Origin of the sequence: Pseudomonas sp. FSL R10-0056 (assembly GCF_009600105.1) — a bacterium.
GTDB classification, from domain to species: Bacteria; Pseudomonadota; Gammaproteobacteria; order Pseudomonadales; family Pseudomonadaceae; genus Aquipseudomonas; species Aquipseudomonas bubulae.
The window spans coordinates 25,050-42,241 of record NZ_WIWL01000166.1 but is presented as its reverse complement, the minus strand read 5'-3'; the positions used below and the strand labels follow the sequence as shown (position 1 = coordinate 42,241).

The window sequence follows — 17,192 nt, the reverse complement described above, 5'->3', positions numbered from 1 at the left end:
GACGTTTCATGCGTCATAAAAAGCCCCTCGCCCTATTTCAGGGCGAGGGGCTTTTTTGTTGCCCTGATTCGGGGCACTGCAAAGGCGTAAGCCCAATGCAAGGTAACTCGTGAATCAGAACATGAAACAAGATCCGTAGCAGCTGCAGGAACACTGCAGCTGTGGGAGCGAGCCTGCTCGCGAAGGTCGTTCGCGAGCAGGCTCGCTCCCACAATAGGGCTTGACCTGCAACAGAGTATCTACAGGGTGTGGATCAACCGCGAGCCTGGTTGATCAGCTCGATGTAGTCGTCAGCATTGCGCTGGTCCTTGATGATGTCCACGAACGTCTGACCCTGTTCGTCTTTGCCATCCAGGTCGTAGCCAGCTTCCTTGAAGAAAGCCAGGAAGCGCCCGAAGTCATCGATGCGCAGGCCACGATAAGCCTTGATCAGTTTGTGCAGCGACGGTGAAGTAGCGTCCACAGGCTCAAAGTCCAGGAACAACTTGATCTGCTCGTCGCCGATCTCGTCACCAATCAACTGCTTTTTGTCTTTACGCATGTCCGGCTCCAGCCTGTTGATACTTCACGGGGCCCGCAGTTTACCCAAGGCTTATCGTGCGCGCACGCTGCCGGTGTGCAAGTCGGCCCAAATATGGCCATTGGCATAGGTCAAGAACTGGACATAAAGCGTGTCATTGCGCAGCAAATCAATCACGACCCGGTACTGGCTCTGTGGATAAGACAAGCTCAGGGTTCGCGTCTTGCTGTCGAACACGGGCTTTTTCAGGCTTTTGCTTTCGCCATCAAATGAAATCAGCACCTGACGCACGGTAGCGCCCTGGCTCATCGGCTTGCCCTTCAAGCGCACCAGCAGTGGCGAAGTCACCGGGATAGGCTGCTGATTGGACTGGCGCTGGCTACCCACCACCACCGAGTACGAAGTCACCAGCATCAACTGCTGTTGCTCGGGTACTTCGCTGCGCACTTGCAGATCATCGGCAGGCAGAAACTGCCCGTGCAACAGCGGTGTGGCCACAGGAGCCGCCGCCAGAGGCAGGCTGGCCAGCAGCAGGCTCAGGGCAACACTGCGAAATAGAAGACTCATGTCAGGTTCCAGAAAACGGGAAGCAGCACTCTAGCATGTCGCGCGCCCGCCTCTTCTACTGTGCAACCAACTGCCCCGCCACGATCCGCACATGCTGCGGATGAAAGCGCGCCAGGCTGCTGCGATGGCCCACGCTGACAATGCTCAAGCCCGGCAGTTGATCGATCAGGGCCTGGTACACCATGGCCTCGTCTTCCTCGTCCATTGCCGAGGTTGATTCATCCATATACAGCCACTGCGGGCGATACAGCAGCGCGCGGGCAAAAGCCAGGCGCTGCTGCTCACCACCGGACAGCAACCGTTGCCAGTGATTGATCTCATCAAGCTTGGGAATCAGGTGCTCAAGCCGGCAAGTACGCAGCACCTCTACATAACGCTCAAGGGTGTAGGTGTCCCCGGTCTGTGGATAACTCAGGGCATCGCGCAAGGTGCCTATGGGCAAGTAGGGTTTTTGCGGCAGAAACAGTGCACGCTCGCGGGGCATGCAGATCGCCCCGCCCCCTCTAGGCCAAAGCCCGCCCATCGCCCGCAGCAAGGTACTCTTACCACTGCCGGAGCGACCGCTGAGCATCAGCCTCTCGCCCTCCTGCACCTGCAGGCTGGCGTCACGCAGCAGCGGGCGACCATCGGCCAGATCCAGGCTCAAGTCATGGATCTGCAAGTTTTCGCCCAGATGCTGCACATCAATCGCCGGGCTGCGCTGCTCGTTGTCGGTCATGGCCTGACGAAAACTCAGCAACCGGTCGCAGGTGGCACGCCATGCCGCCAGAGTCACGTAGGCATCGATAAACCAGCTGAAGTTCTCTTGCACATTGCTGAAGGCCGAGTTGATTTGCATCAGCTCACCCAGCTCGATCTTGCCGGAAAAGTAACGCGGGGCCGCGACGATAAACGGAAAGATAATGGCGATCTGCGAGTAACCGGCGGTGAAAAACGTCAGGCGTTTTTGTACCTTCATTTGCGTCCAGAAGTTTTTCCAGACCTTGTTGAAACGCGTGCTCAGTTGCTCATGCTCATTGGTTTCGCCGTTGTACAAGGCAATGCTCTCGGCATTCTCGCGCACCCGCACCATCGAGAAACGCAAGCCAGCTTCGAAGCGCTGTTGCTGGTTGCTCAAGCCAATCAGCCGCCGACCGATCAGATGCGCCAGCCAACTGCCCACGGCGGCATACAACAGCGCGCACCAGAACATATAGCCGGGGATGGTGACGCCAAAGACTTCGATGCTGCCCGAAACGCCCCACAGGATGATCGAAAACGACACCAGGCTGACCACGTTACGGATCAGCCCCAGGCCCAGGGTCAAGGTGCTGTCGGTGAACGAATTGATATCTTCACTGATGCGCTGGTCAGGGTTGTCGGTATAGCCGCCCTGCTCCAGCTGGTAATAGTTCTTGTGGGCCAGCCAGCGTGCGAAGTGCTGCTCGGTAAGCCAGCGGCGCCAGCGAATGGTCAGCATCTGGGTCAAATAGAGCCGATACACCGCGCCGACAATACCCGCCGCGGCAATGATGCCGAAGTAGCCGATCAGGCTCCAGAACGCCTTGGCGTCCTTGTTTTCCAGGGCATTGTAGAAGTCCTTGTACCAGTGGTTGATCCACACCGAAATGCCCACGCTGACCAGCGACAAGGCAACTACGGCGATCAACAGCAACCACGCCCTGGCGCGTTCTTCACTGCGCCAGTAGGGGGTTATGAGGCGCCACACCCGAGGGATGAAATCCCCACGCACAGCATCATTCACTACAGAAGGCTCGGCGTTCTGATTCATCGTTCAGGCTCGTTCGGAGTAAAGAGCAACCTGCAAGCCGGTCAGGACAACCGGCCCACGACGCTGGGACACGTCTTGTTACAGGTTAGAAGCTGTAGCCGTCAGCATGCAAGGCGCAATGCAAATGCTACAGCTCCCGTTCAGCGTCGCACCGGACGCTTCTGCAATTTGCGCTGCAAGGTACGCCGATGCATGCCCAGGGCGCGGGCAGTGGCCGAAATATTGCCTTCATGCTCACCCAGCACGCGCTGGATGTGTTCCCACTGCAGGCGGTCAACCGACATCGGGTTGTCCGGCACCAGGGTTTCCAGGTCGGCATGCTGGGACAGCAAGGCAGCGAGCACGTCATCGGCATCGGCTGGTTTGCACAGGTAGTTGCAGGCTCCGCGCTTGATCGCCTCAACGGCGGTGGCGATGCTCGAATAACCGGTGAGGATCACCACCCGCATCTCCGGGTCGAGTTCCAGCAGCTTGGGCAGCAGGACCAGGCCGGAATCGCCGTCCATTTTCAGATCCAGCGCGGCAAAATCGGGCAGATCCTGTTGTGCCAGGATCAGCCCCTCTTCGGCGGAACCTGCCGTGCTCACGCGAAAACCGCGTCGGCTCATGGCGCGAGCCATCACACGGGTAAAAGTGGCGTCGTCATCTACCAACAACAAATGCGGCAGTTCTTCGCCTTCGACCTGAATTTCTTCACTCATTTTCATTTCCTCGGGCGACACGTGGCAGGCGCAGCTCAGTGAGCGTACCGCCATCCTCATGACTGTAGAGTTTTACCGAGCCGCCAGCGCGGGTCACGCTGGCCTTGCTCAAGAATAGGCCCAGACCGAAGCCTTTGCCCTTGGTAGTAAAAAAGGGTTTGCCGATTTGTTCGGCGATGGCCAACGGTACACCCGGACCGTGGTCACGAATACTGATTGTCAGATCAACCGCATCCCAGTCGACTGTCACTTCCAGCCCTTCCGGGCAGGCATCGGCGGCATTGTTGAGCAGGTTGAGCAGCGCCTGGGTCAAGTCAGGTGGCGGCGCCAGGCGCGGAACCGGCGCGTGGCCCAGGCACTGGAAGCGATAAGTGGCTTCAGGCCGCATCAAGTGCCAGCGGTTCAGGGCTTCATCCAGCCATTGCGTAACGTCCTGAACCTCGATCGCCAGCCGGCGGTTGGCCTCGGCGGCACGCACCAGTTGCTGCAGGGTTTCCTTACACAGCTTGACCTGATCCTGCAGCACGCTCAGATCGTCCTGCAAATCCGAGTCAAGGTGATCGCGACGCATCTCCTTGAGCAGCACGCTCATGGTCGACAACGGCGTCCCCAGTTCATGGGCTGCACCGGCCGCCTGCGTGGCCACGGCCAGCAATTGCTGGTCGCGCAGGCCTTCTTCACGGCGCAGGGCGCGCAGTTCTTCCTGACGGCGCAGTTCCTCACCCATTTTGGCGGCAAAGAACGTGATCACCGCAGCTGACAGGGCGAAACTCAACCACATGCCATAAATCTGCAGCTTTTCGCGAAAGAACGGCACGGTATCTATAGGGTAGAACTGCATCAACAGCAGCGTATACAGCGCCAGCGCAATCCCGGTCAGCACCAGCGAATAGCGCCAGGGCAGCGTGACGGCGGCGATGGTCAGCGGCACCAGATAATACGAAACAAACGGGTTGGCCGAGCCACCCGAAAAGTACAGCAGGGCACTGTGGATAAACAGGTCACAGGCCAGTTGCAGCGCATATTCCAGCTCAGTCACCGGCCAGGTGGTGCGCAACCGGATCGCGGTAAACGCGCACAACAGCATGGAAAACCCAAGGGTGATGCTGAGCTGAAACCAGGGTAATGGCAGCAGGTTGAACAGATAGGCAAAGCCCACTGAACCCGCTTGCGCGGCCAGCACCAACATGCGGATAAACGTAAGACGCCAGAGGTTCTGGCGTGTTGCGGACAATAACTGAACGGGGGCGAGCATGAGCTCTCCTGATGAGCGCTCCAGGCGGATCACCGGGAGTATAACCAAGCAGGCGGCCCCGCAGGCAAAAGTGCGGCAAACAGCCACAGTGTTTTTTATGAAAATGCGGCTAAAAGCCTGCGCAAAAAACGCCCTCGTAGCAGCTGCCGAAGGAACGAGGCTGCGTTCGGCTGCGAAGCAGTCGCGAAATCAGACATTGCGATCTATTAGTTAAATCTGGTTCTCAGCATTGACGACCGCTTCGCGCTCGAACGCAGCCTCGTTCCTTCGGCAGCTGCTACGCAATCTGTGGAGACCATATGTATCGAAAATGTAATTGGGCGAACTGATGGCCACTGATTAGAGTCATATGGCCATTGCTGTTCTCAATCAAGGAGCTTCCATGTCCAACTTCCAACGCACCGCTGCCCTTTTGACCCTGAGCATCGGCGCACTTGCCAGCCTGCCGGCCCTGGCAGACGACATTCATTACAACCAGATTTCCCTGCGTGCCGAAGCCAGCCAGGAAGTGCCTCGCGACTTGATGATCGTGACCCTCTATACCGAAGCGCAAAATACCGACGCCGCCAAGTTGGCCGCAGAAATCACCACGTCGATGAACAAAGCCATCGGCCAGGCCAAATCCGTCAAGGAAGTCACCCTGCGCCAGGGCAATCGCAACAGCTACCCGATTTACGACAACAAAACCCAGAAGATCACCGGTTGGCGTGAACGCGCAGAACTGCGCCTTGAAAGCACCGATTTTGCAGCTCTGTCCAAGCTCACCGGCGATCTGATGCAAACCCTGAAAATGGGCAGCATGCAGTTCACCGTCGCCAATGCCACGCGCAAAACCAGCGAAGACGCGCTGCTCAAGGACGCTGTCAATGCGTTCAAGGCTCGCGCCCAGTTGGCCACCGACGCCCTGGGCGGCAAGGGTTACAAGATCGTCAACCTGAACCTCAACACCAACGGCTACCCGCAACCTTACCTGCGCAGCGCAATGATGATGAAGGCCGCAGCCCCGGCGATGGACTCGGCGCCTACCCCGGAAGTCGAAGCCGGCACCAGTGAAGTCAGCATGAGTGCCGATGGCGTGATTGAAGTGCAGATGCAGTAAGCCTGATACGCCCTGCCAACCCCTGAAGCCAGACCGTTTCAGGGGTTTTTTTATGCCCCCGGGAAAACGCCTGCAATCGTTCTAGAATCTCAAGGTGATTACCTGCAGCAGCGCTGCCCTTCACAACAATGTTTCCCGCACAGGGGTATTGATTAGTAACAACACTGTCCTAAAACAGTGCAAGAAGGTCGCAAAAGCCCCCCGCAGATGTAAGCAAATGAGTCGAAATGCCATGCGCAAACGATCAAATGCGTCATAAGTTATATAAAAGCGACATTCCTGTACGATCGTCCCACCTTTTCAAGCTTCAACTGCTTCCACATATTGCATTGGGTATGGGCTGTGCATAAGTATCGCCGGGTCGACTCATAAGGTCGCCCTCAAACCAAAAATGACAAAAATCATGAGGCCACCATGTTCAAACACGCGGTCATTCCGTTTTTAGTAGGCGCCAGCCTGTTGGCAAGTGCACCTTTCGCCCACGCTGCTTCCAACCTGGTGTTTTGCTCTGAAGGCAGCCCGGCAGGTTTTGACCCTGGCCAGTACACCACCGGTACTGACTTTGATGCGTCGGCCGAGACCATCTTTAACCGCCTGAGCCAGTTCGAACGTGGCGGCACCAAGGTTGAGCCCGGCCTGGCGACCAGCTGGGATGTCTCGCCAGATAACCTGACATGGACTTTCCACCTGCGTGATGGCGTCAAGTTCCACACCACCCCTTACTTCAAGCCAACCCGCGATTTCAACGCCGACGACGTGCTTTTCACGTTCAACCGCATGCTCGACAAAGACATGCCGTTCCGTAAGGCTTACCCCACCGAATTCCCTTATTTCACCGACATGGGCATGGACAAAAACATCGCCAAGGTGGAAAAAATCGACGACAAGACCGTCAAGTTCACCCTGAACTCGGTCGATGCCGCGTTTATCCAGAACATGGCGATGCACTTTGCATCCATCCAGTCCGCCGAGTACGCCGACAAGCTGCTCAAGGAAGGCAAGCCTGCCGACATCAACCAGAAACCGATCGGCACTGGCCCGTTTGTGTTCAAGAGCTACCAGAAAGACTCGAACATCCGCTACACCGGCAACAAGGACTACTGGAAGCCAGAAGACGTCAAGATCGACAACCTGATCTTCGCCATCACCACCGACCCCTCGGTACGCGTCCAGAAGCTCAAGAAGAACGAGTGCCAGGTCACCCTCTTCCCGCGTCCGGCCGACCTCAAGGCCCTGAGTGAAGACCCGAATCTGAAGATGCCCCATCAAGCGGGCTTCAACCTCGGTTACATCGCCTACAACGTGATGGACAAGATCAAGGGCAGCAACGAGCCAAACCCGATGTCCCAGCTCAAGGTCCGCCAGGCCCTGGACATGTCGGTGAACAAACAGCAGATCATCGACTCGGTATACCAGGGTGCAGGCCAACTGGCGGTGGGTGCCATGCCTCCGACCCAATGGTCCTATGACACCAGCATCAAGGACGCACCTTTCGATCCGGAAAAAGCCAAACAACTGCTCAAGGAAGCAGGCGTCAAGGAAGGTACCGAGATCGTACTGTGGGCCATGCCGGTGCAACGCCCGTATAACCCCAATGCCAAGCTGATGGCTGAAATGCTCCAGTCGGACTGGAGCAAGATCGGCATCAAGGCCAAGATCACCAGCTACGAATGGGGCGAGTACATCAAGCGCTCCAAAGGCGGCGAGAACGGCGCTATGCTGATTGGCTGGAGCGGCGACAACGGTGACCCGGACAACTGGCTCGGCACCCTGTTTGGCTGCGACTCGCTGGAAGGCAACAACTTCTCCAAATGGTGCGACCCGGAGTTCGACAAACTGGTCAAAGCCGCCAAGGCCACCACTGATATTGCAGAGCGCACAAAACTGTACCAACAGGCGCAGCAACGACTCAAAAGCCAGATTCCGATGACACCTATCGCACACTCGACGGTGTATCAACCGATGCGCAAAAACGTAGAAGATTTCAAGATCAGCCCGTTTGGCCTGAACTCCTTCTACGGGGTCAGCGTCGGCAAATAACAAGGACCGGTGAATGCGGCTACAAGGCTGCATTCACTTATCTACCAGGACGGTGGAAATCACCTACAGCCTAAAGCCATATCTGACTACATCAGAGGCTATAGGAAGCCAAGACGATTCCTACAAGATTGTCAGATCCCATGTATTTACTGCTGAGCGCCGGCTGCTTAACTTCGGCCAAGGGCAGTCTATTGCAGCGGGTGAGGCGCAGTAGTTGATGGCATCGACGCCCTGAACCGTACGCCTTCGATCAAGGCGCGCTCAGGACTCAAAAATAAAAAAAGGATAGGGAACGCCATGCGCAACCCTCTGGTTTTATCAGTATTGATCGGCGCCGGCGTACTTGCCGGCAGCCCACTCGCAAACGCAGCCAACAGCCTGGTGTTTTGTTCCGAAGGCAGCCCGGCCGGTTTTGACACCGCGCAGTACACCACCGCCACCGACAACGACGCGGCCGAGCCCATTTACAACCGCCTCGCTGAGTTTGAAAAAGGTGGCACCGCAGCCGTTCCGGCCCTGGCAACGAGCTGGGATGTTTCCGAAGACGGCCTGACGTGGACGTTCCACCTGCGTGACGGGGTCAAGTTCCACACCACAAAATGGTTCACCCCGACCCGCAACTTCGATGCCGATGACGTGCTCTTTACGTTCAACCGTATGCTCAACCCGGACCATCCCTTCCGCAAGGCCTACCCCACCGAGTTCCCGTACTTCAACGGCATGAGCCTGGACAAGAACATCGCCAGCGTCGAAAAAACCGGTCCCATGACCGTGGTCATGAAACTCAACTCGGTAGACGCCGCCTTTATTCAAAACCTGGCCATGAGCTTTGCCGCCATCCTGTCGGCCGAATACGCCGACCAGTTGCTCAAGAGCGGCAAGCCCAGCGATATCAACCAGAAGCCTGTCGGCACCGGCCCGTATGTGTTCCAGCGTTATCAGAAAGACTCGAACATCCGCTACGCCGCCAACAAGGACTATTGGGCCCCCAGCCAGGTCAAGCTCGACAACCTGATTTTCTCGATCAGCGTCGATGCCTCGGCGCGCATGCAAAAGCTGCGTAAAAACGAATGCCAGGTCTCGCTCAACCCGCGCCCGGCCGACGTTGCCGGCCTCAAGGCCGATCCGAAGCTGCAGGTGATTGAAAAGCCCGGCTTCAACCTCGGTTACATAGCCTACAACGTGCAGCACAAACCGTTCGACCAGTTGCAGGTGCGCCAGGCCCTGGACATGGCGGTCAACAAGGACGAGATCCTCAAGGCGGTGTATCAGGGCGCAGGCCAAAAAGCCGTCAACGCCATGCCGCCAACGCAATGGTCCTACGACGAAACCATTACCGACGCCCCCTACAACCCGGAAAAAGCCAAAGAGCTGCTCAAAGCCGCTGGGGTCAAGGACGGCACCGAAATAACCCTGTGGGCCATGCCCGTACAGCGCCCCTACAACCCGAACGCCAAGCTGATGGCCGAAATGCTGCAGTCGGACTGGGCCAAGATCGGCCTCAAGGTCAAGATCGTCAGCTATGAATGGGGCGAGTACATCAAGCGCACCAAAAACGGTGAGCACGACATCAGCCTGATTGGCTGGACCGGCGACAACGGTGACCCGGACAACTGGCTCGGCACCCTCTACAGCTGCGACGCGATTGGTGGCAACAACTACTCCATGTGGTGCAACAAGGAGTACGACACCCTGGTCAAGAATGCCAAGGTCGTGACCGATCGCGATCAGCGCACGGTGCTCTACAAACAGGCCCAGCAGTTGCTCAAGCAACAGGTGCCGATCACCCCCATTGCGCACTCCACAGTCAACCAGCCGCTGAGCGCCAAAGTCGAAGGGTTCACGGTCAGCCCCTTTGGCCGTAACGCCTTCTCAGGTGTCAGCCTCAAGGACTGATTACTCCAATAGAACAGTGCCACTGTGGGAGCGAGCCTGCTCGCGAAGTCCTCAAGAGCAGCGCGGTATCGCCAACGACCTTCGCGAGCAGGCTCGCTCCCACAACAGAGATCACAAACAACACCGCTCTTTCAGCAGGTCACTTAACCCATGGCCCGCTAAAACTTCGCCAAATCTGCACCAGGCAAACGTTTGCAATGCTTTAAATCGTTTTACAACAGCCGAGTCATCACAAAAAAAGACCGGCCATAAAAAGAAGAAACCAAAGAGGAGCCTCAACCATGAAACTCACCAGCCGCGCGTTATTGGCCTTGTCCATCAGCAGCATCACTGCGATGGCCAATGCCGATGAATTCATGCCGACCGAACTCAAAGCCAGCAGCGCTCAAAGCGAGACCAAGGGCTTTGTCGAAGACCAGACCCTGGGCGGCACTACCCGCAACTGGTACGCCAACGAGCTCAAGCGTCGCGATGACCGTTTCAGCTACAACAACCACGGCACCCGTGAATCCACCCCGCGCCGGATCAACTGGGTACAGGGCACCATCCTCGACTACAAGTCGGGCTTCACCGAAGGCACCGTAGGCTTCAGCACCCAGGTCGCGGCTTACAACGCCATTGCCCTGGATCGCGACGCCAAGGACATCGCCGGGCCAAACAACCGCACCCTGACCCACAGCGACGGCGACGCCGTCGGCCAGTGGAGCAAGCTGGGCCTGGCCAACCTCAGCGCCCGCATCTCCAACACCACGCTGACCGTAGGCCGACAGAACTTCAGCAGCCCGACCATCGACGTGATCGGTAACCGCGCACTGCCTTCCAGCTTTCAAGGGGTGGGCCTGCACAGTGAAGAGTTCAACAACCTGTCGTTCGATGCCGGCTCCTTTGACCGCGTGTCCCCGCGTACCGAGTCGAGCCTGAGCAAGTTCCGCAGCGAATACGGCGCAACCGGGGTTGAAACCGATCGCGCCAGCGTCGCCGGCCTCAACTACCAGCCGTTCAAGAGCCTGAAGACCACGCTGTACGCAACCCACGTTGAAGACTTCTGGAACCAGTACTACTTCGGCGCCGTACACGACATGGGCGACAACGCCACCCTGGGCCTGAATACCAACTTCAACTACTACAAGACCCTGGATACCGGCAGCAAGGCCCTGGGCAACATCAACAACGACGCCTACAGCCTGGCCTTTGCCCTGACCCACCAGGCCCACACCCTGAGCCTGTCGTTCCAGCAGATCGTCGGCGACGAATACTTCGACTACCTGCACGAAACAAACGGCATCTACCTGGCCAACTCCCTGCTCTCGGACTTCAACGGCCCGAACGAGAAATCCCTGCAACTGGCCTACAGCATCAACATGGCCCAGTACGGCATTCCGGGCCTCAAGTTCAACGCCTACCACGCCCGCGGCTGGGATATCGATGGCACCAAGTACACCGGCACCGCCTACGACGTGAAGAACATGGACGGCGAAACCCATTACGAGTACAGCGTTGGCACGTCCTATGCAATCCAAAGTGGCCCGCTGAAAGCCACCGCGATTCGCGCGACGTACACCACGCACCGCGCCAGCAAAAACCAGTCTGACGGCAACATCAACGAATTCCGCCTGGTGACCACCATTCCGTTCAACATTCTGTAAAAAACTGCTCAAACCCGAAGGCTGCGGCTGATTCGACGAATCAGCCGCAGCCGTTACGCTGGCTCACCCGACTCTGGAGAGGGTTGCTATGAAAAGATTCCCACTACGCACTGCCCTGGCCGCGGCACTGCTCTGCACCACTGTGAGTGTCAGCGCGAAAACCCTGGTGGTCTGCACTGAAGCCAGCCCTGAAGGGTTCGACATCGTCCAGTTCACCACCGCCGTGACTGCCGATGCTTCGGCCGAGACCATACTCAACCGCCTGGTCGACTTTGCCCCCGGCACCACGGATGTGGAGCCCGCCCTGGCCGAGCGCTGGGACATCAGCCCGGACGGGCTTGAATACACATTTCACCTGCGTCCCGACGTAAAGTTTCACACCACTGATTATTTCAAACCGACCCGAACCCTGAACGCCGATGACGTGGTCTGGAGTTTTCAGCGCCAGCTGGACCCGAATCACCCGTGGCACAAACTGTCGCTGGTCGGTTACCCCTACTTTGAAAGCATGGGTTTCAAGGACCTGCTCAAGAGCGTCGAGAAAGTTGACGACCTGACGGTAAAAATCACTCTCAACCACCCTGAAGCGCCGTTTCTGCGCGACGTGGCCATGCCGTTCAATTCCATCTACTCCGCCGAATACGCCGACCAGTTGCTCAAGTCCGGCAAAACCGCCGACCTCAATGCCAAGCCGATCGGCACCGGCCCGTTTATCTTCGTGCGCTACAACAAGGATGCCCAGGTACGCTTCAAGGCCAACCCGGACTACTTCCGTGGCAAACCGCCCAGTGATGCGCTGATCTTCGCCATCGCCACCGACAGCAACGTGCGCCTGCAAAAGCTCAAGGCCAACGAATGCCAGATCGCGCTGTACCCCAAGCCTGATGAGCTCAAGAACATCCGCAAGGACCCCAACCTCAAGGTCGATGAGCTGGCCGCCCTGATGACCAGCTATATCGCCATGAATACCAGTCACAAGTACCTGAGCGATGTGCGCGTACGCAAAGCCATCGACATGGCCTTCGACAAGCAGACCTATCTGAACTCCGTCCACGGCGAAGGCAACGCACTGCTGGCCGTCAACCCTTACCCGCCGACCATGCTGGGCTACAACACCAGCATTCAGCGGCCGCCCCGCGACCTGGACAAGGCCCGGGCCTTGCTCAAGGAAGCCGGGGTACCTGAAGGCACGGTACTGACCCTATTCACCCGCAACGGCGGCGGCCCGACCAACCCCAACCCGATGCTGGGTGCGCAGTTGCTGCAGTCCGACCTGGCACAAATCGGCCTCAAGCTGGATATCCGGGTCATGGAATGGGGCGAAATGCTCAAGCGCGCCAAAAATGGCGAACATGATCTGGTGTCGACCGGTTGGGGCGGCGATAACGGCGACCCGGATAACTTCCTGACCCCGCTGCTTAGCTGCGAGGCGGCCAAAAACGGCGAGAACTACGCCCGCTGGTGCAACAAGGACTTCGAAAGCCTGATCACCAAAGCCCGTGGTATCACTGAACCCTCGCAACGGGCCGAGTTCTATCAACAGGCACAGATGATTTTTAATCAGGACCAACCCTGGATCAACGTAACCCATCCTATGCTGTTCACGGCGATGCGCAAAAACGTCGAGGGCTATACCCTTAGCCCCCTGACCAACAACAACTTCGCCACAACCCAGGTGAAGTAGAACAATAAAAACCCGCCAGGGTTTACCTCAACCCCGGCGGACCTGCCTGACCGGCTGATAAGGAACACCACACGATGTTTAGTTTTATTGCCCGCCGAGTGGGGTTGTTGATCCCCACGTTCTTCGGCATCACCTTGCTCACCTTTGCCCTGATTCGCATGATCCCGGGTGACCCGGTCGAAGTCATGATGGGTGAGCGCCGGGTAGACCCTGAAATGCACGCCCAGGCCATGGAGCGCCTGGGTCTGAACAAGCCGCTGCACGAGCAGTACATCGACTACGTCAGCAAACTGGCACATGGCGATCTGGGCGAGTCATTGCGCACCCGTGAAAGCGTGTGGAGCGAATTTTCCGCACTTTTCCCCGCCACGCTGGAACTGGCCAGCGCCGCCCTGTTGTTCGCCGGCATCCTCGGGCTACTGGCGGGAGTGATCGCGGCACTCAAACGCGGCTCATTGTTTGACCACGGCGTGATGGGTATCTCCCTGGCGGGGTATTCGATGCCGATCTTCTGGTGGGGCCTGATCCTGATCATGTTCTTCTCCGTGGGCCTGGGCTGGACCCCGGTGTCCGGGCGTATCGACCTGCTCTACGACATAGAGCCCAAAACCGGCTTCATGCTTATCGACACCCTGCTCAGCGACGAGCCCGAAGCCTTCTGGGACGCGTTGCACCACCTGATTCTGCCGGCCATTGTGCTGGGTACCATTCCGCTGGCCGTGATCGCGCGGATGACCCGCTCATCCATGCTTGAAGTGCTGCGCGAAGACTACATCCGTACCGCCCGCGCCAAAGGCCTGTCACCCGCCCGCGTGGTGTTCGTGCACGGCCTGCGCAACGCCCTGATCCCGGTACTGACCGTGGTCGGCCTGCAAGTGGGCACCCTGCTGGCCGGTGCAGTCCTGACCGAAACCATTTTTTCGTGGCCTGGTATCGGTAAATGGCTGATCGAAGCCATTGGCGCCCGGGACTATCCCGTGGTGCAAAACGGCATCCTGCTAATCGCCTGCCTGGTGATTCTGGTCAACTTCGTAGTCGACATCCTCTACGGCTTTGCCAACCCACGCATCCGTCACCAGCGCTGAGATCCTGACCATGAGCACCTCCCCAAGCACGACCGAAGTGGATCAAAGCCTGCTTTATCCATCACCGTACAAAGAATTCTGGCATGCCTTCTCCCGGAACAAGGGCGCTGTGGCGGGTCTGATTTTCATGACCATCATCGTGTTCTGCGCGATCTTCGCCCCGTGGGTCGCCCCCCATAGCCCGAGTGAGCAATACCGCGACTTTCTGCTGACCCCGCCGGTCTGGCTGGAAGGCGGCAACTGGCAATTTCTACTGGGCACCGATGAACTGGGTCGCGACCTGCTGTCACGCCTGATCGAAGGTTCACGGCTGTCGCTGTTGATCGGTTTGTCGTCTGTGGTCATCTCGCTGATTCCGGGCGTGATCCTGGGCCTGTTTGCCGGCTTTTTTCCGCGCCTTCTCGGCCCGGGCATCATGCGGTTGATGGACATCATGCTGGCCCTGCCTTCCTTGCTGCTGGCCGTGGCGATTGTCGCCATCCTCGGCCCTGGCCTGATCAACACCGTGATCGCCATTGCCGTGGTGTCGTTGCCATCGTACGTGCGTCTGACCCGTGCCGCCGTGATGGGCGAGCTGAACCGCGACTATGTGACCGCTGCCCGCCTGGCCGGTGCCAGTCTGCCGCGCCTGATGTTTATCACTGTGCTGCCCAACTGCATGGCGCCGCTGATCGTGCAGGCCACCCTGAGTTTCTCCTCGGCGATCCTCGACGCCGCAGCACTGGGCTTTCTTGGCCTCGGCGTACAACCGCCAACCCCTGAGTGGGGCACCATGCTGGCTTCGGCCCGCGACTATATCGAACGCGCGTGGTGGGTCGTCAGCCTGCCTGGCTTGACCATTTTGCTCAGCGTGCTGGCAATCAACCTGATGGGCGACGGCCTGCGCGATGCGCTGGACCCGAAACTCAAGAACGCCGCCTGAGGAGATTCCCATGTCACTGTTAGAAATCAAGAATCTCAATGTCCGTTTTGGCGACGCTACGGCCGTGCCGGTGGTAGACGGCCTGAGCCTGTCTGTGGATAAAGGCGAAGTACTGGCAATTGTCGGTGAGTCGGGGTCGGGCAAGTCCGTGACCATGATGGCGCTGATGGGCCTGATCGAGCACCCTGGTATCGTCAGCGCCGACGCGCTGACCTTCGACGGCAAGAACATGCTGACCCTCAGCGCGCGTCAGCGCCGCCAGATCGTCGGCAAGGACATGGCGATGGTCTTCCAGGACCCCATGACCGCACTGAACCCCAGCTACACCGTGGGTTTCCAGATCGAGGAAGTGCTGCGCCTGCACCTGAAAATGTCCGCCAAGGCAGCGCGCAAACGGGCCATCGAGCTGCTGGAAAAAGTTGAAATCCCGGGGGCTGCCAGCCGCATGGACGCCTACCCGCACCAACTGTCAGGCGGCATGAGCCAGCGCGTGGCGATTGCCATGGCGATTGCCGGTGAACCCAAACTGCTGATCGCCGACGAACCTACCACGGCCCTGGACGTAACCATCCAGGCGCAGATCATGGACCTGCTGCTGAGCCTGCAACGCGAACAGAACATGGGCCTGGTGCTGATTACCCACGACCTCGCCGTAGTCGCCGAAACCGCCCAGCGGGTATGCGTGATGTACGCCGGCCAGGCCGTGGAAGTCGGCAACGTGCCGGGGCTGTTTGATGTGCCCGCGCACCCGTACAGCGAGGCGCTGCTGGCTGCGATCCCGGAACACAGCATGGGCGCTGCCCGTCTGTCGACCTTGCCCGGCATCGTGCCCGGTCGCTATGACCGGCCCAAAGGCTGCCTGCTGTCACCGCGCTGCCCGTATGTACAAGAGCAATGTCGTCAACAACGTCCTGCGCTGGAGCAACAGGCTCACAGCCAGGTGCGCTGCTTCTTCCCCTTGAATCAGGAGGTGGCGTAATGACTGTTGTTCTTACCGCCCGCGACCTAACCCGTCACTACGAAGTATCCCGTGGCATGTTCAAAGGCCATGCGCTGGTGCGCGCACTCAACGGCGTGTCATTTGAACTGGAAGCCGGTAAAACCCTTGCCGTGGTGGGAGAGTCCGGTTGCGGAAAATCCACCCTGGCCCGCGCGTTGACCTTGATTGAAGAGCCCTCCTCGGGCTCGCTGAAAATTGCCGGGCAAGAAGTTGCAGGGGCCAACAAGGCCGAGCGCAAACAACTGCGCAAAGACGTGCAGATGGTGTTCCAGAGCCCCTACGCCTCGCTCAACCCGCGGCAGAAAATCGGCGATCAACTGGCCGAGCCGCTGCTCATCAACACCAGCCTGAGCGCCAGCGAGCGCCGCGAAAAAGTCCAGGCCATGATGAAACAGGTCGGCTTGCGCCCCGAGCATTACCAGCGCTACCCGCATATGTTCTCGGGGGGCCAGCGCCAGCGTATCGCCCTGGCCCGGGCCATGATGTTGCAACCCAAGGTGCTGGTGGCGGACGAACCAACCTCGGCGCTGGACGTGTCGATCCAGGCGCAGGTGCTTAACCTGTTTATGGATTTGCAGCAGGAGTTCAACACTGCCTACGTGTTCATTTCCCATAACCTGGCGGTGGTGCGACATGTGGCCGACACGGTACTGGTGATGTACCTCGGTCGCCCGGTAGAGATGGGCCCCAAGGAGGAGATCTACACCCGGCCGTTGCACCCCTACACCCAGGCGCTGCTGTCGGCCACGCCGACGATCCACCCCGATCCGCTCAAGCCAAAAATCAAGATCGTCGGCGAGCTGCCCAACCCGCTGAACCCGCCATCAGGTTGCGCCTTTCACAAGCGCTGCCCGTATGCGACCGAGTTGTGCAGCACAGACGAACCTGTACTGCGCCTGCTCGACAACCGCCAGGTTACCTGCCATCACGCGGAGCAGTTTTTGCAGAGCTAAACACGACCCGTAGCAGCTGCCGAGGAACGAAGGCTGCGTTCGGCGGCACAGCC

At 58.6% G+C, this 17,192-nt stretch carries 14 protein-coding genes; 9 read left to right on the top strand and 5 right to left on the bottom strand.

Features of this window, described 5'->3' with window-relative positions; translation table 11 throughout:
• Positions 1–253 precede the first annotated feature (253 nt).
• The 5 genes from GHO42_RS08685 to GHO42_RS08665 form a co-directional block, all read right to left on the bottom strand.
• Entirely contained in the window at positions 254–541 is a 288-nt protein-coding gene (locus GHO42_RS08685; RefSeq protein WP_095001566.1) for a PA4642 family protein, read from the bottom strand.
• Positions 542–592: 51 nt separating this feature from the next.
• Complete coding sequence (locus GHO42_RS08680) at positions 593–1,087, bottom strand: hypothetical protein (RefSeq protein ID WP_095001567.1); 495 nt, start codon at positions 1,085–1,087, stop codon at positions 593–595.
• A 55-nt stretch (positions 1,088–1,142) separates the two neighbouring features.
• Positions 1,143–2,858, bottom strand: a complete 1,716-nt coding sequence (locus tag GHO42_RS08675; RefSeq protein WP_153328062.1) for an ABC transporter ATP-binding protein/permease — start codon at positions 2,856–2,858, stop codon at positions 1,143–1,145.
• Positions 2,859–2,998: 140 nt separating this feature from the next.
• Positions 2,999–3,559: a response regulator transcription factor gene (locus GHO42_RS08670; protein WP_016779485.1), complete on the bottom strand. Its 561-nt coding sequence runs from the start codon at positions 3,557–3,559 to the stop codon at positions 2,999–3,001.
• On the bottom strand, positions 3,552–4,814 hold the full coding sequence (locus GHO42_RS08665; protein ID WP_133144784.1) for an ATP-binding protein: 1,263 nt from the start codon (positions 4,812–4,814) through the stop codon (positions 3,552–3,554). Before GHO42_RS08665 ends, GHO42_RS08670 begins: the two co-directional genes overlap by 8 nt.
• Positions 4,815–5,196: 382 nt before the next feature.
• On the opposite strand from GHO42_RS08665, the gene GHO42_RS08660 reads away from it, so the two are divergent.
• From GHO42_RS08660 to GHO42_RS08620, 9 genes are all read left to right on the top strand, one after another.
• A complete protein-coding gene (locus GHO42_RS08660) occupies positions 5,197–5,913 on the top strand; it encodes an SIMPL domain-containing protein (RefSeq protein ID WP_095001570.1) in 717 nt (238 codons plus the stop codon).
• A gap of 414 nt (positions 5,914–6,327) precedes the next feature.
• Positions 6,328–7,953 carry an ABC transporter substrate-binding protein gene (locus GHO42_RS08655; RefSeq protein ID WP_095018283.1) on the top strand — a complete coding sequence of 542 codons (1,626 nt, stop codon included), beginning with the start codon at positions 6,328–6,330 and terminating at the stop codon, positions 7,951–7,953.
• 297 nt (positions 7,954–8,250) lie between these two features.
• Complete coding sequence (locus tag GHO42_RS08650; RefSeq protein ID WP_095001573.1) at positions 8,251–9,849, top strand: ABC transporter substrate-binding protein; 1,599 nt, start codon at positions 8,251–8,253, stop codon at positions 9,847–9,849.
• Between the two features lie 281 nt (positions 9,850–10,130).
• Positions 10,131–11,495, top strand: coding sequence for an OprD family porin (locus tag GHO42_RS08645; RefSeq protein WP_095024053.1), 1,365 nt, complete (start codon positions 10,131–10,133; stop codon positions 11,493–11,495).
• 88 nt (positions 11,496–11,583) lie between these two features.
• Positions 11,584–13,179, top strand: coding sequence for an ABC transporter substrate-binding protein (locus tag GHO42_RS08640; protein WP_153328063.1), 1,596 nt, complete (start codon positions 11,584–11,586; stop codon positions 13,177–13,179).
• A 74-nt stretch (positions 13,180–13,253) separates the two neighbouring features.
• Positions 13,254–14,264: an ABC transporter permease subunit gene (locus GHO42_RS08635; RefSeq protein WP_095001576.1), complete on the top strand. Its 1,011-nt coding sequence runs from the start codon at positions 13,254–13,256 to the stop codon at positions 14,262–14,264.
• Positions 14,265–14,274: 10 nt separating this feature from the next.
• Positions 14,275–15,186, top strand: coding sequence for an ABC transporter permease subunit (locus GHO42_RS08630; protein WP_095001577.1), 912 nt, complete (start codon positions 14,275–14,277; stop codon positions 15,184–15,186).
• A gap of 10 nt (positions 15,187–15,196) precedes the next feature.
• A complete protein-coding gene (locus GHO42_RS08625; RefSeq protein WP_095001578.1) occupies positions 15,197–16,165 on the top strand; it encodes an ABC transporter ATP-binding protein in 969 nt (322 codons plus the stop codon).
• On the top strand, positions 16,165–17,139 hold the full coding sequence (locus tag GHO42_RS08620; protein WP_153328065.1) for a peptide ABC transporter ATP-binding protein: 975 nt from the start codon (positions 16,165–16,167) through the stop codon (positions 17,137–17,139). The genes GHO42_RS08625 and GHO42_RS08620 overlap by 1 nt, the downstream gene beginning before the upstream one ends.
• The last annotated feature ends 53 nt before the right edge of the window (positions 17,140–17,192 follow it).

Coding starts and splice junctions, on each gene's coding strand:
- GHO42_RS08685 (WP_095001566.1), bottom strand. CDS start 541: ATGCGTAAAGACAAAAAGCAGTTGATTGGTGACGAGATCGGCGACGAG.
- GHO42_RS08680 (WP_095001567.1), bottom strand. CDS start 1,087: ATGAGTCTTCTATTTCGCAGTGTTGCCCTGAGCCTGCTGCTGGCCAGC.
- GHO42_RS08675 (WP_153328062.1), bottom strand. CDS start 2,858: ATGAATCAGAACGCCGAGCCTTCTGTAGTGAATGATGCTGTGCGTGGG.
- GHO42_RS08670 (WP_016779485.1), bottom strand. CDS start 3,559: ATGAGTGAAGAAATTCAGGTCGAAGGCGAAGAACTGCCGCATTTGTTG.
- GHO42_RS08665 (WP_133144784.1), bottom strand. CDS start 4,814: ATGCTCGCCCCCGTTCAGTTATTGTCCGCAACACGCCAGAACCTCTGG.
- GHO42_RS08660 (WP_095001570.1), top strand. CDS start 5,197: ATGTCCAACTTCCAACGCACCGCTGCCCTTTTGACCCTGAGCATCGGC.
- GHO42_RS08655 (WP_095018283.1), top strand. CDS start 6,328: ATGTTCAAACACGCGGTCATTCCGTTTTTAGTAGGCGCCAGCCTGTTG.
- GHO42_RS08650 (WP_095001573.1), top strand. CDS start 8,251: ATGCGCAACCCTCTGGTTTTATCAGTATTGATCGGCGCCGGCGTACTT.
- GHO42_RS08645 (WP_095024053.1), top strand. CDS start 10,131: ATGAAACTCACCAGCCGCGCGTTATTGGCCTTGTCCATCAGCAGCATC.
- GHO42_RS08640 (WP_153328063.1), top strand. CDS start 11,584: ATGAAAAGATTCCCACTACGCACTGCCCTGGCCGCGGCACTGCTCTGC.
- GHO42_RS08635 (WP_095001576.1), top strand. CDS start 13,254: ATGTTTAGTTTTATTGCCCGCCGAGTGGGGTTGTTGATCCCCACGTTC.
- GHO42_RS08630 (WP_095001577.1), top strand. CDS start 14,275: ATGAGCACCTCCCCAAGCACGACCGAAGTGGATCAAAGCCTGCTTTAT.
- GHO42_RS08625 (WP_095001578.1), top strand. CDS start 15,197: ATGTCACTGTTAGAAATCAAGAATCTCAATGTCCGTTTTGGCGACGCT.
- GHO42_RS08620 (WP_153328065.1), top strand. CDS start 16,165: ATGACTGTTGTTCTTACCGCCCGCGACCTAACCCGTCACTACGAAGTA.